The organism is Microbacterium sp. CFBP9034 (assembly GCF_034045255.1).
In the GTDB taxonomy this organism is placed as follows: Bacteria; Actinomycetota; Actinomycetes; order Actinomycetales; family Microbacteriaceae; genus Microbacterium.
On sequence record NZ_JAXCWC010000002.1, the window covers coordinates 154,520 to 167,332 of the forward strand.

Below are 12,813 nucleotides of genomic sequence, written 5' to 3' on the forward strand. Positions count from 1 at the left end.
CGCGGGGTCGGTGCTCGTTACATGCCGACATGCGCGGCGTGGAGCCGCGGGCCGGCGACTCTCAATCGAGCAGCTCGCGGGCTCCGTGAGCGGCCTTGGCCACGAGGTCGGCGAGGTCGGCGATCGCGGTGTCGTCGTCGGGAAGCTGCAGGGGCGAGAGCCGGAGCACCGCGCGCTCCGGGGCGCTCACGAACACCTTGCTGCCGGGGGCGACGGAGATCCCTTTTGCGGCGAGCGTCACCAGGGCATCGGTCTCGTCGGCCACTTCGACCCAGATGACAAGGCTGCGCGGGCCGGTGTCGACCCGCACCCCGCGCTCCTCGAGTGCCTGGCGCAGCGACTCGCGACGGCGGCGGTAGGCGCCGCGGGCCTGCTCGACCGCGGTCGCGGCGGCGGGGCTGCCGATCAGGTGCGCCAGGGCGTTCTGCAGGATGCGGCTGTTCGATCCGACGCCGTGACTGCGCAGCGCGATGCTCCGCTCGACGAGTTCCCGGCTGCCGCCGAGCACCGACGTGCGCACATCGATGCCGTACGCCTTGCAGTAGCTGCGCACCCGCACGACGCGGTCGGGCAGGGCGACGCCGAGGCTGGGCGACGGCTCTTCGGCGAGCGGTCCGATCGCGTCGTCCTCGACGACCCACACCCGGCGCGATTCCCCCGCGAGCACGTCGGCGAGCGCGGTCGTGCGCTCCGCGGTGACGCGGCCGCGCAGCGCGTACTCGGCGCCCGGCTGGAAGACGAAGGCGACCGCGCCCGCGTCGAGGGCAGAGCGGAGGGATGCCGCGATCGGCCCCTCCTCGTCGGACTCGACGCCGATCGGAATGAGCGACAGCACGTGCAGGGTGTCGAGCAGTCCGGGCGAGGCCGGCTCGTGCACGGCGACGAAGGATCCGGGTTCGGCGGTGGCGGCCACGGCGAGCAGGAGCGCCTCGGTCCCGCCGCCCGCGGTCGCCCAGGCCTGCGCGGGGAACGGCCAGGTCGGTGCCACCGCGCGCTCGAGCGAGTCCGTCATGTACTCACGACTGAACACGTTGAGGCTCTCGTCCGAGAGGCTCTCGAGCAGCGCGGTGCGCAGCCCGGGTTGCAGCGAGACGTCCGGCGCGCCCTGCAGCAGGTCCGTCGTCGCCCAGGTCCACGGTGCCGCGGCGGGCTTGACGTTCGTCCGCGGGAAGGGGCGATCGGCCGGTTCGGCGGCCGTACCCGTCCCGTCGTCGACGACGATCGTGCCGCCGCGGCGGTGCGTCTGGATGAGGCCGCTCGCGCGCAGCTGGTTCCAGGCGGCGAGCACGGTGCCGGGGCTCACCTCCGCCGCGCGTGCCAGGTCACGGATCGTCGGCAGCTGCACGCCGATCGGCAGCTCCCCCGAGGCGATGAGGGCGCTGATGCCCTGGCCGATCTCCCGCGCCCCGCGGCCGGTGATCCGCTGCAGCAGCCACTCGGCCGATGCCGTTCGTGCCGACTGGTCGACGACCGTCATCTCCACCGTCCCTGCTCCGATGCGCGACGAGACCGTCGCACCTCGGACTCGCTTATGTGCGGCGACGTGAAACGTCTGTGCCGATGTCCACACCCTACCGTCGGCCCGCGTGGTTCCGGCATCCGAACCCGTCTGTCGGCCGGGCCTCGGCGGCGCCGGTTGTGGCAAAAGCGACGAAATGTGTCATCGGATCCGGCGACGATTTCGCACAATCACTACGTTCGGTCGAACACCCGACCACCAGGAGATCCCATGAGCGACACCGGCGCGTTCCGACTCGGCTTCCTCTCGCACGTCGAGGGCGGCAGCGACCTCGCGGAGTCCTACCGCAATGCGCTCGAGCTGTTCGTCGCCGCCGACGAACTCGGGTTTGACTCCGGGTGGGTGGCGCAGCACCACTTCGGTCCGGGCGAGGCAGACGGCCTCGCGTCGCCGTGGATCTTCCTGGCCAGCGCTGCCGCCCGCACGCGGCGCATCCACATCGGGACGGCCGTGACGCTCATCCCCCTTCACCACCCCGTGCAGCTGGCCCAGGATGTCGGGGTGCTCGACGCGATCAGCGGCGGGCGGGTCGAGCTCGGCGTCGGGACGGGCTTCGACAAGACCGCGTACGGGGTGTTCGGCGAGGACTTCGATCGCCGCCGCGAGCTGACCACCGAGCGCTTCGCCCAGGTGCGGGCGGCGCTGCGCGGAGAGCCGCTCGACGCCGACGGCACCGTGCTGAAGGCGTCGTCACCCGATCTCGCCGACAACCGCTCGTGGCACGCCGTCTTCAGCGCCGAGGGCGCGGCGCATGTCGCGGGCGAGGGGGCAAATCTGCTCCTGAACCGGGCGACCTACGGCTACGAGGAGCCAACCGACGTCGTGCAGCGCGCGTGGGCCGAGCGCTATCTGGCGGAGTGGAGCGGTTCCCGACCGCCACGGATCGGGCTCTCGCGGCTGATCTTCGCCGCCGACGACCGGCGCACGGCACTGGCGCAGATCGGCGACGCGCTCGTCGACAACGTGCGGCGGTCCAATGCCGGCGGCCGCCCGCTCGGGCCCGAGACGCTCGAGAACGCGCTGTTCCGCTATCACGCGCACTACGGGCATCCCGATGAGGTCATCGCACAGCTCCAGTCCGAGCGGGTCCTGCCGCTCGCGACCGACCTGCTCGCCCAGTTCAACCCCGGAAGGCCGGGACTGGATGCCTCGATCCGTGCGCTCGAGCTGCTCGCGACCGAGATCGCGCCCGCCTTGGGCTGGCGTCCTGCTCACGAACGCCTCACGCAGCAGGCGGCGTCCGCCGCCGCCTGAGCGACACGACGGCAGGCAGGGGCATCCGTCCCCGTCACCACAACCTCGCCGCGCGCCGGAGCGCGTCGCACCTGGACATCCCGAGAAGGAGCGAGACATGACCATCGCAGAAACCGCCACCCCCGCCGTGCCCGCCGACGCGGACGCGTTCGCCCGCGACTGGCAGGCGTGGCACGACGAGCTCGAGGCGTCCCGCCGCGCGCCCCACGGCTTCCTCGCGTACACCAGCGTGAACTTCCTCGACGTCGCGCCGCAGCGGTTCGACGGTGTGCCGGGAGTCTGGTCGACGGGAGAGAGCGGCCCGGTCGTCGAGCTCGATCCCGGCGAGACCTTCGTGATCGACGGCATCGAGGTGACCGGCCGGCACGAGTACGGCGTCATCGGAGAGCGGACCTTCCACCGCGCAGCCTTCGGCGACGTGGTCGTCGAGGTGTCGCGCCGCGGCGGTCGAGACCTGGTGCGCCCGCTGTACCCCGACCACGGACTGAGGCTGGGGTACCGGGGCACGCCGGCCTACGCGCCCGACCCGCGCTGGGTCGTGGACGCGGTGTTCGAGCCGGAGGCGCCTCGCGACATCCCGATCGCAGCGGCGATCCCCGAGATCACCCACACGCACTCCACACCGGGCCGCGTGCGGTTCACCGTCGACGGCCAGAGCTACGCCCTGACGCTCATCTCGCGCGGCGCAGGGCAGGCGACGCTCCTCTTCCGTGACGCGACGAGCGGCGTCACGACCTATGCGGCCAGTCGCACTCTCTCCGTGGCGCTTCCGGTCGCCGGGTCGACGCACGTCGTGCTGGACTTCAACCGCGCGAGCAACCTGCAGTGCGCGTACACGGACTACTCGCCGTGCCCCCTCGCACCCGCCGAGAACCGGCTGCCGTTCGCCGTCGAGGCCGGGGAGAAGACACCGCTGGATCGCACCTCCTGACCAGCCGGCCGCGCTCTGCCCCACCCCTCCCGAAAGGCTTCGCGAGAATGTCGAATCCCTCCCTGCAGACCACTCCGGCGCCCTCGGGAGCCACGTTGCGGCTCGGATACTGGACTCCCGTCTACGGCGGGTTCCTCCGGAACGTCGGCGATGAGGGGATGCCCGCCACCTGGGCGTACATCCGCGATCTCTCCCGGCTCGCCGATCGCCTCGGCTACCACACGACCCTGGTTCCGGAGCTGTACCTCAACGACCGCAAGGGTCTGACCGCCCCGAGCCTCGAGGCCTGGGCGCTCTCCACCGCCATCCTCGCGACGACCGAGCGGCTGCGCGTCCTGACGGCGGTGCGGCCCGGGTTCCACCTCCCGGCGGTGACCGCCAAGGAATCGGTGACGATCGCCGACATCGGCGCCGACCGCTTCGCGCTCAACGTCGTCGCGGCCTGGTGGGAGGAGGAGGCGCGCCAGTACGGCGGGGCATTCACGCGTCATGACGAACGCTACGAGCAGGCGCGCGAGTTCGTCGAGATCCTTCGCGGGACGTGGGAGCAGACACCCTTCTCCTACGACGGGAACCACTTCACCGTCGCCGACACCATCCTCGAGCCGAAGCCTCGTGTCTCGCCCCCGATCTTCGCGGGCGGTGAGAGCGAGCACGGCCGTGAGTCGATCGCGGGCTTCGCCGATTCGTATGCCCTGCACGGCGGCACGCTGGAGGAGGTCCGCGAGAAGGTCTCCGACATGAATGCACGCCGCACCCGCATCCACGGGCGCCCGTTCGACGAGTTCGCGATGTCGGCGTACGTGATCGTGCGAGACACCGAGTCGGAGGCGCGCGCCGAACTGGAGCGCATCACCACCGTCGACCCGTCGTCGCCGGGCTATGCCTCGTTCGAGGAGTTCGTGCGCAACTCGCAGCTCGACGTGGAGGTCTCGCGCCGCGAGTACTCGGTGGGCACGCGCGGGCTGCGGCCCGACCTCGTGGGCACGCCCGAGCAGGTCGCCGAGCGCATCCGGGCGTATGCGGAGGCCGGGGTCACCCTGCTGCTCATCCAGTCCTCGCCCGCGAAGGAAGAGCTCGAGCGCATCGCGACGCAGGTCGGCCCGCTGCTGGCATGAGCGAGGGACGGGTGCGACCCGCTCGCGCCCGCCCCTCGCCCACCCGGCGGCGCTACTCCGCGCGGGAGTGCTCGCCCAGGCGGTGCCACGTACGGTCGTGGTACACCAGCGCGCCGGCGGACCCCTGCGCATCGCGCGCCACGTTGGACTGCAGAGCGTGGGCGGCGATGACGGTCGAGCCGCCGGCGTCCATGCGGTCGACGATGTCGCAGCGCACCCAGGCGCGCACTCCGTGGAACACGGGCTCTCCGGTGACCAGTCGAGACCACTGCGACGTGTCCGCGAAACGGTCGATGCCGCTCGTGGCCCCGAGCTTCGCCACCGCGAGGTCGTCCGCGTCGAGCAGATGGACGATCACGGTGCGGGACCCGCGGATGGCGGCGGAGGCGGATGACAGCGCCGACACCGAGAACACGAGCAGCGGCGGATCGGCGCTGACCGATGAGACCGACGTCGCGGTGAGCGCGACCGGCCCGCGACCGTCGTCGGCCGTGATGACGGCCACGCCGCCGGGGTGACCTCGGAAGAGGGCCTTGAAGTCGTCCGCGCCCAGCGATCGGGGCGAGCCGCGTTCCGGCGCGCGCAGATCGACCAGGGCGGGGGGACTGGAGAGCGCCGAATGTGTCATAGGGCAGACCGTACATATTTGTGCCGGACGAAGACAGGGCACGCCGAAACATGCCGAAACGGAAGGCGATGACCCCCATCTGGCACCGGGCGGCTTCGCGAGTCCCTTCATTTCGCTGGATTGCGGCCACCCCTTCTGTGCTGGAGAGATTGTCGCAAAACTGGCGATATGTCACAGGTCGTGGATGTCACAAAGCTCCAGGCGCTTCTGGATGACCGGCGCCCGGTGCGGCTGCTCGATGTCCGATGGCGCCTGGACCGGCCCGAAGGTCGCCTGGACTACGTCGACGGTCACCTGCCCGGCGCCGTATACGTCGATCTCGAGCGCGAACTGGCGTCCCCGGGGCATCCCGAATGGGGGCGCCACCCACTTCCGGCCGCTGATGCCCTCGAACGCTCCGCCCGACGGTGGGGAGTGCGCTCGGGCGACATCGTGGTCGCCTACGACGACAACGACGGGGTGGCCGCGGCCCGCGCGTGGTGGCTGCTGCGGCGGCGAGGTGTCGACATCCGCGTGCTCGACGGAGGCCTGCGGGCCTGGGTCGCGGCGGGTCTGGCGATCGAGACCGGTGACGTCGCCCCCCTGCCGGGGGACATTCGCGTGACGGATGCCGATCCCGGCGTCGCGACGATCGAGCAGGTCGCGCACACGACGATCGGCGATGTGCTGCTCGACGTGCGCGCGCCCCAGCACTATCGCGGCACGGCGCCGTCCGCCGATCCGGCGCAGGGTCACATCCCCGGTGCGATCAACCTCCCCGCGATCACCTTCATCGCCCCGGACGGACGCCTGAAATCGCCTGACGAGGTGCGGCGCATCGCGGCCCACGCCGGGATCACCGGCGCCTCCCGCCTCATCGTGTACTGCGGGTCCGGGGTCGCGTCGTCGCACACGGTCCTCGCCTTGGAGCACGCCGGCATCCGCGCGCGCCTGTTCCCCGGATCCTGGAGTCAATGGGCGCGCTCCGCCGGGCGCCCGGTCGGCCGCGGCGTCCCGCCGTTCGAGACCATCACGGGCACCTGGGAGCCCGTGACCGACGTGCGCCGTCTCCCGCGCGCCGCGGCGCGCACCGGGTCGTGATCGACGGAGACCGGCCCACGTCACGGGAGCGATCAGCGGACACCCCGGCCAGAGGGGTCGTTCGCGCTAGACTGACCGACGTGTTGACCTGTCGCTGTTGTCGCTGAGTGCCCCAGGCACGCTTCCGCGACCCCGACAGCTTCCCCCGCGCATGAGCGCGGCGACACCGAGGAACCATCCGTGCGTTACGCCAAGAGCGTGGCCGACCTCGTCGGCAACACCCCTCTCGTCCAGCTGACCCGCGTCACCGACGGCATCGCCGCCACGGTGCTCGCCAAGGTCGAGTACTTCAATCCCGGCGGGTCGTCGAAGGATCGCATCGCCCGCAACATCATCGATGCGGCCGAGCGCGACGGCCTTCTCAGGCCCGGCGGCACGATCGTGGAGCCGACCAGCGGCAACACGGGCGTCGGCCTCGCATTGGTCGCGCTCCAGCGCGGCTACCGGATGATCTTCGTGGTCCCCGACAAGTTCGCGGGCGAGAAGGTCGCCGTGCTCAAGGCGTACGGCGCCGAAGTGGTGATCACCGACACCAGCGTCCCGCCCGAGGATCCGGGGTCGTACTACAGCGTCTCCGACCGCCTCGCCCGCGAGATCCCGGGCGCCTTCAAGCCCAACCAGTTCGCCAATCAGAATGGCCCTCGCGGCCACTACGAATCGACCGGCCCCGAGATCTGGCGCGACACCGAGGGCCGCGTGACCCACTTCGTCGCCGGTATCGGCACCGGGGGCACCATCACCGGCACCGGGCGGTACCTGCGCGAGGCGTCCGGCGACGCGGTGCGCGTCGTCGGAGTCGATCCCGAGGGCTCCATCTACTCGGGCGGACCGCTCCACGGCTACTTGGTGGAGGGGGTCGGCGAGGACTTCTGGCCCGAGGCCTACGACCCCTCCGTGGTGCACGAGCTGCAGCGGGTGACGGATGCCGAGTCCTTCGCCATGACCCGCCGACTGGCCCGCGAGGAGGGCCTGCTCGTCGGCGGCTCGAGCGGCATGGCCGTCGTCGGCGCGCTGCGCGTGGCCCGTGACCTCCCCGCCGAGTCGGTCGTGGTCGTGCTCCTGCCCGACCACGGGCGCGGCTACCTCAGCAAGATCTACGACGACGACTGGATGAGCGAGCGCGGCTTCGATGTCGCCTCGCCGCCGTCCGCCCCACTCCCGACCGACCGACCTGGAGGAACCCCCGCATGACCGAGCCGATCGTCCCCCGAGGCTTCGACACCCGCGCCGTCCACGCCGGGCAGGCGTTCGACCCCACGACGGGCGCCGTCATCCCGCCGGTCCACTTCTCCACGACATACGTGCAGGACGGCATCGGCGGCCTCCACGAGGGCTACGAGTACGGCCGCAGCGGCAATCCCACTCGCACGGCGCTGGAGGCGCAGCTCGCCGCGCTCGAGGGCGGCGCGCACGGCCTCTCGTTCGCCTCGGGCCTCGCGGCCGAAGACGCGCTGCTGCGGGCCGTGCTGAAGCCCGGCGACGAGGTGCTCCTCGGCAGCGACGTGTACGGCGGCACCTACCGGCTGATCGCCCGCATCCTCAGCCCCTGGGGCGTCGGCCTCCGGGTTGTCGACATGCACGACCTGGCCGCCGTCGAGGCGGCACTCGAGGAGCGTCCGGCGCGCGTCGTCTGGGTCGAGACGCCGAGCAACCCGCTGCTGCGCATCACCGACATCGCGGGACTGGTCCGCCTCGGCCACGCGGCCGGCGCGCTCGTCGTGGTCGACAACACCTTCGCCTCCCCGGCGCTGCAGCAGCCCCTCGCACTCGGCGCCGACGTCGTCGTGCACTCCACGACGAAGTACCTCGGCGGTCACTCCGACGTGGTCGGCGGCGCGCTCGTGCTCAACGACGACGCGCTGTTCGAGCAGGCGAAGTTCCTGCAGTTCGCGGTCGGCGCCGTGTCGGGTCCGCTCGACGCCTGGCTCACGACGCGCGGCATCAAGACCCTCGCGGTCCGGATGCAGCGGCACAGTGAGAACGCGCAGGCCGTGGCCGAGTTCCTCCTGGCGCACCCCCAGGTCGCGGCCGTGCACTACCCCGGCCTGCCCGGCCACCCCGGCCACGACCTCGCCGCCCGCCAGATGAGCGGCTTCGGCGGCATCGTGTCCGCGCAGCTGGCGGACGCGGCATCCGCTCGTCGTTTCGCCGAATCGACGCGGCTCTTCCAGCTCGCGGAATCGCTGGGCGGCGTGGAGTCGCTCATGAACTACCCCGACGAGATGACCCACGCCTCGGTGCGCGGCACGGAGCTCGCGGTTCCCGAGGATCTCGTGCGGCTGTCGGTGGGCATCGAGAGCGCGGCCGACCTCATCGCCGATCTCGACGAGGCGCTCGCCGGGCTGTAACAACCCCAGCCCAGCCGTCGGTTCGGGGCGTGTTCCTCGGTTCGGGGCGCGGCACACTGCGCCCCGACCGACCGTATGCGCCCCGAACCGGCGGCAGCGCGGTCGTAGTCTCGGAGGATGACCGCGAGCCCCGGCATCCCGTCCGTCCCCACAGGTGCGGGTTCGGCGCTGTCCGAGCCGCTGCGGATCGGCATGGTCGACGTGCCCAACCGCATCATGCAGACCGCGCACTCGAAGCAGTACTCCGACCGGGTCGAGTCCGACCGTGAGACCGCGTACTTCGTCCGGCGCGCACACGGCGGGTGCGGCCTGTTCATCGCGGGCAATCACTTCGTTCATCCGTCGGGGTCGATCCGCGGGTTCCAGGACGCGTTCCTGCCCGAGTCGGTGCCGGCGTCGCGACGCATGACCGACGCCATCCACGACGCCGGATCGCGCGTCTTCGTGCAGCTCAACCACCACGGCGCCCAGGCGCAGCCCGACGGGCCGGACGGACCGCGCACGGTGTACGCCCCGTCGCGCATCCTGTCTCCGTCGACCGCCCATGCGACCCGCGAGATGAGCCGCGACGACATCCGGTCGGTCGTGGAGGGCTGGGCGATCTCGGCCGAGCACGCCCGGGCGGGCGGCTTCGACGGCGTCGAGATCCACATGGCGCACGGCTACCTCCTGCATCAGTTCCTCTCCCCGCTGTACAACGCGCGCGGCGACGAGTACGGCGGTGACCTGGAGGGCCGCACGAGGTTCCCGCGCGAGGTGCTGAGCGCCGTGCGGGAGCGCGTGGGCGACGACTACACGGTGGGCATCCGCATCGTCGCGAACGAGTTCCACCCCGACGGCCTCGACGGCGCCGCGATGCGCGAAGTCATCGCGCGGCTGCGTGCGGCGGCGCGGATCGACTTCCTCGATCTCGCCGCCGGCGGCTACCACAACGTCCACTACGTCTTCCCATCCTCGCCGATGCCATACGCGTGGCTGCGCGACGACGTCGCGGCGGTGAAGGCCGCACATCCCGACGTGGCCGTCTTCGGCGTCGGCGCCGCGCGCTCGGTCGAAGAGGCAGAGGAGGTGGTCGCGTCGGGCATCGCCGACATGGTGGCCCTCACGCGCGCCCAGATCGCCGACCCCGACCTCGGCCGCAAGCTGCTCGGCCAGGCTTTCGGGGCGGGCAGCGGCATCCGTCATTGCATCCGGCTGAATCAGGGATGCCTCGGCCGCGGCAGCCGCGGACTCCCGATGTCATGCACCGTCAACCCGCTCGCGGGCCGTGAGCTGGAGCGCGGGGATCGCCCGCACGCCGCGACGGCGCGGCACTGGATCGTGGTGGGCGGCGGCCCCGCGGGCATGCGCGCCGCCGTCGAGCTCGCGTCCGACGGGCACCACGTCACGCTGCTCGAACAGGCGGACGAGCTCGGGGGCCAGTTGCGCCTCGCTCGCCGGGTGCCGGGCCGCGAGAGCGTCGGGCTGCTCGTCGACGATCTCGAGCGCGACCTCGCCGAGGCCGGGGTGCACGTCCGGCTCGGCGTCGCCGCGACGGCGGCGGACCTGGCGGCCGCTGCGGCCGACGGCATCGTGATGGCCACGGGCGCCGTCGCGCCGCGATCGACCTCGCTGGCTCTCGGCGGCGCCTACACGGGCGGCTTCCCCGCGGCAGGCACGATCGACGCGTTCGCCGCGGCCTCCGCTCCCGCGCAGCTCGGCCGGCGGATCGCGGTCGTCGACTCGGACGGCACGGCGTACGCGGCGGGAATCGTGCTGAGCCTGCTCGCGCACGTCGACGAGCTCGAGGTCGTGACGCCGTTCGAGTCCGTCTTCCCCCACATCGGCGCCGGCTACGACCGGCCGCTGCTCCTCGAGCGGCTGGCCGCGCATCCTGGCTTCCGACGCCGGACCGCCCAGGTCGTCGACGCGGTCGTGCCAGAGACGATCTCAGTGCGCGACGCCCTCACCGGTGAGGGCACGACGCTCGACCGGCTGGACGCCGTCGTCGCGATCGAGCCGCGCGCGTCGGTGGTGGTCGAGGGAATCGCGGATGCTGCTCCCCGCGTCGTCACGATCGGCGATGCGTTCGCCCCTCGCACGATCGACGCCGCGATCTTCGAGGCGGTCGAGCTCGCGTACGACGTCGCCGGCCTCGGAGTGCTCCGCCCCGGCCGTTGAGCGAGCGAAGCGAGACGTAACGCCCCGTTCTGAGATGTCGAAGGCCCCGGAGGTTCGGGTCCTCCGGGGCCTTCGCGGGTCCGCGGCTCAGGCGGCGGACCAGCCTCCGTCGCTCGCGAGCACGATGCCGTTGACGTTCACGCCGTCGTCGCTCAGGAGGAAGGTGATCGACGCCGCGAGGGCCTCGGCCTCGGCAGCGTCGGGGAGGATCGTCATCGCCGCCTGCACGCGCTCGGCGCCGAGCGGCGAGGCGAAGGTGGCCTCGATGTTCGTGATGGTCGGTCCGGGAGCGACCGCGTTGACGCGGATGCCGCTCGGGCCGTACATGAAGGCGCTCGACTTGGTGAGTCCCACCACGGCGTGCTTGGACGCGGTGTAGGCCACGCCCGCGGCCGAGCCGCGCAGGGCCGCCTCGGACGCGGTGTTGACGATCGAGCCGCCGCCCTGCGCGAGCATCGCCGGGATGACGGCGCGCATGAGCTTCATGGTGCCGTCGACGTTCACGCGGAAGACGCGCTGCCACACGGCGTCCGTCACCTCGCCGATCGGGGTCATGTCGTCCATGATCCCGGCGATGTTGGCGAGGGCGTCGATGGTGTCACCGGCCGCCTCGACGATGCGCGCCACGCCCGCGTCGTCGGTGATGTCCGCGACGAGGGGGACCACGTCGGCAGCCGCGTGCTCGGCGGCGAACTCGTCGAGGCGCTCCTGGCTCACGTCGACGGCGATGACGCGGCCGCCTTCGCGGGCGATGCGGGATGCCGTGGCCCGGCCGATGCCCGAGCCCGCGCCCGTGACGATGACGGTCTGGCCGGTGAACCGACCCTGGTCCAGGCGCTCGGTCCACTCGCGCAGCGGAACGGCGTTGCCGGCCGCGCGCTCGGCCGCGACGGGAGCAGCGGTCGTCGTGGCGCCGGCCGGGACGTCCCCGGCTGCGGCGCGGCGGACGAGGTCGTCGAGCATCTCCTGCGTGAACGAGCCGCGGCTGAGCTTGACGAGGCGCTTGATGGCGAGGCGCCGGACGGGCTTGAACACGTCGGGGGTCTGGCCGCCCTGAGCGAGCATCTCGGTGAGGATCGCGTCGCCGGCGGGGTCTGCCAGCCAGTCCGCGATCGAGGAGTCGCCCGTCAGCGTGGTGGTGTTGCTCATGATGTTTCCCTTTCTACCGGACAGCTGTGTCCGGTACTAGGCTACACCCGTGTCGACCTCCGCAATCCCCCGTGCGAATCGTGGTCCCGCCGCCGCCGCCGGCAATCGCCGAGCCCTCATCGCCGCTGCGCGTGAGGTGTATGCGGACGGCGGGCTGAACGCCCCCTTCAGCGCCGTCGCCAAACGAGCCGGCGTCGGTCAGGGCAGCCTCTATCGCCACTTCGCCGACCGGACGGCCCTCGCCGTGGCCGTGTTCGAAGACAACATCGCCGACCTCGAGGACTACATCGCGGCACCCGACCGGACGATCGACGACCTGTTCGACCGCGTGGTGGAGCAGGCGATCGTGTCGGCAGCCCTCATCGAGCTCGTGACGGCCGATCTCCGCGACCCTCGGGTGGTGCCGCTCGGCTACAGGTTCCAGGCCGTGGTGTCAGGACTCGTGGAGCGTGAGCGGGCCGCGGGTCGCATCGGAGCGCACGTCGAGACCGAGGACGTCGTCATGGCGATCGGCATGCTCGGAACCGAGCTCGCACGCGCCGACCCGTCCGTCCGGTCCGCGGTCGCCGACCGTGCCACCAGGCTCTTTCGCGCCGCATTCGCTCCACGCTGACGCGGGTCGTACA

Annotated in this window: 11 protein-coding genes; 8 read left to right on the forward strand and 3 right to left on the reverse strand. The window is 71.8% G+C overall.

What is annotated here, in order from left to right:
• Window positions 1-61: 61 nt before the first annotated feature.
• The gene (locus SOM19_RS12025) at window positions 62-1,477 is read right to left on the reverse strand and encodes an aminotransferase class I/II-fold pyridoxal phosphate-dependent enzyme (RefSeq protein WP_320487729.1); all 1,416 of its coding nucleotides are present in this window, start codon (window positions 1,475-1,477) and stop codon (window positions 62-64) included.
• A gap of 252 nt (window positions 1,478-1,729) precedes the next feature.
• Between SOM19_RS12025 and SOM19_RS12030 the strand changes: the two genes are divergently transcribed.
• The 3 genes from SOM19_RS12030 (at window position 1,730) to SOM19_RS12040 (ending at window position 4,822) form a co-directional block, all read left to right on the forward strand.
• Window positions 1,730-2,773 carry an LLM class flavin-dependent oxidoreductase gene (locus SOM19_RS12030; protein ID WP_320486844.1) on the forward strand — a complete coding sequence of 348 codons (1,044 nt, stop codon included), beginning with the start codon at window positions 1,730-1,732 and terminating at the stop codon, window positions 2,771-2,773.
• A 97-nt stretch (window positions 2,774-2,870) separates the two neighbouring features.
• Window positions 2,871-3,704, forward strand: coding sequence for a DUF1684 domain-containing protein (locus tag SOM19_RS12035; RefSeq protein WP_320486845.1), 834 nt, complete (start codon window positions 2,871-2,873; stop codon window positions 3,702-3,704).
• 47 nt (window positions 3,705-3,751) lie between these two features.
• The gene (locus SOM19_RS12040; protein ID WP_320486846.1) at window positions 3,752-4,822 is read left to right on the forward strand and encodes an LLM class flavin-dependent oxidoreductase; all 1,071 of its coding nucleotides are present in this window, start codon (window positions 3,752-3,754) and stop codon (window positions 4,820-4,822) included.
• 52 nt (window positions 4,823-4,874) lie between these two features.
• Here SOM19_RS12040 and SOM19_RS12045 read toward each other — a convergent pair whose 3' ends face one another.
• Window positions 4,875-5,450, reverse strand: a complete 576-nt coding sequence (locus SOM19_RS12045) for a flavin reductase family protein (RefSeq protein ID WP_320486847.1) — start codon at window positions 5,448-5,450, stop codon at window positions 4,875-4,877.
• Window positions 5,451-5,618: 168 nt separating this feature from the next.
• On the opposite strand from SOM19_RS12045, the gene SOM19_RS12050 reads away from it, so the two are divergent.
• The 4 genes from SOM19_RS12050 (at window position 5,619) to SOM19_RS12065 (ending at window position 11,038) form a co-directional block, all read left to right on the forward strand.
• Window positions 5,619-6,530 (forward strand): sulfurtransferase, encoded by a 912-nt coding sequence (locus SOM19_RS12050; protein WP_320486848.1) that lies wholly within the window; start codon window positions 5,619-5,621, stop codon window positions 6,528-6,530.
• A gap of 180 nt (window positions 6,531-6,710) precedes the next feature.
• The gene (locus SOM19_RS12055) at window positions 6,711-7,721 is read left to right on the forward strand and encodes a PLP-dependent cysteine synthase family protein (protein WP_491715923.1); all 1,011 of its coding nucleotides are present in this window, start codon (window positions 6,711-6,713) and stop codon (window positions 7,719-7,721) included.
• Entirely contained in the window at window positions 7,718-8,878 is a 1,161-nt protein-coding gene (locus SOM19_RS12060; protein WP_320486849.1) for a cystathionine gamma-synthase, read from the forward strand. The genes SOM19_RS12055 and SOM19_RS12060 overlap by 4 nt, the downstream gene beginning before the upstream one ends.
• A gap of 117 nt (window positions 8,879-8,995) precedes the next feature.
• Complete coding sequence (locus tag SOM19_RS12065; RefSeq protein ID WP_320486850.1) at window positions 8,996-11,038, forward strand: oxidoreductase; 2,043 nt, start codon at window positions 8,996-8,998, stop codon at window positions 11,036-11,038.
• A gap of 87 nt (window positions 11,039-11,125) precedes the next feature.
• Here SOM19_RS12065 and SOM19_RS12070 read toward each other — a convergent pair whose 3' ends face one another.
• Window positions 11,126-12,187 (reverse strand): SDR family NAD(P)-dependent oxidoreductase, encoded by a 1,062-nt coding sequence (locus tag SOM19_RS12070; protein ID WP_320486851.1) that lies wholly within the window; start codon window positions 12,185-12,187, stop codon window positions 11,126-11,128.
• A 49-nt stretch (window positions 12,188-12,236) separates the two neighbouring features.
• On the opposite strand from SOM19_RS12070, the gene SOM19_RS12075 reads away from it, so the two are divergent.
• Window positions 12,237-12,800, forward strand: coding sequence for a helix-turn-helix domain-containing protein (locus tag SOM19_RS12075; protein ID WP_320486852.1), 564 nt, complete (start codon window positions 12,237-12,239; stop codon window positions 12,798-12,800).
• The last annotated feature ends 13 nt before the right edge of the window (window positions 12,801-12,813 follow it).

Bases quoted from the DNA above. Each gene is read 5' to 3' on its own strand.
- SOM19_RS12025 (WP_320487729.1), bottom strand. From the start codon at position 1,477: ATGACGGTCGTCGACCAGTCGGCACGAACGGCATCGGCCGAGTGGCTG.
- SOM19_RS12030 (WP_320486844.1), top strand. From the start codon at position 1,730: ATGAGCGACACCGGCGCGTTCCGACTCGGCTTCCTCTCGCACGTCGAG.
- SOM19_RS12035 (WP_320486845.1), top strand. From the start codon at position 2,871: ATGACCATCGCAGAAACCGCCACCCCCGCCGTGCCCGCCGACGCGGAC.
- SOM19_RS12040 (WP_320486846.1), top strand. From the start codon at position 3,752: ATGTCGAATCCCTCCCTGCAGACCACTCCGGCGCCCTCGGGAGCCACG.
- SOM19_RS12045 (WP_320486847.1), bottom strand. From the start codon at position 5,450: ATGACACATTCGGCGCTCTCCAGTCCCCCCGCCCTGGTCGATCTGCGC.
- SOM19_RS12050 (WP_320486848.1), top strand. From the start codon at position 5,619: ATGTCACAGGTCGTGGATGTCACAAAGCTCCAGGCGCTTCTGGATGAC.
- SOM19_RS12060 (WP_320486849.1), top strand. From the start codon at position 7,718: ATGACCGAGCCGATCGTCCCCCGAGGCTTCGACACCCGCGCCGTCCAC.
- SOM19_RS12065 (WP_320486850.1), top strand. From the start codon at position 8,996: ATGACCGCGAGCCCCGGCATCCCGTCCGTCCCCACAGGTGCGGGTTCG.
- SOM19_RS12070 (WP_320486851.1), bottom strand. From the start codon at position 12,187: ATGAGCAACACCACCACGCTGACGGGCGACTCCTCGATCGCGGACTGG.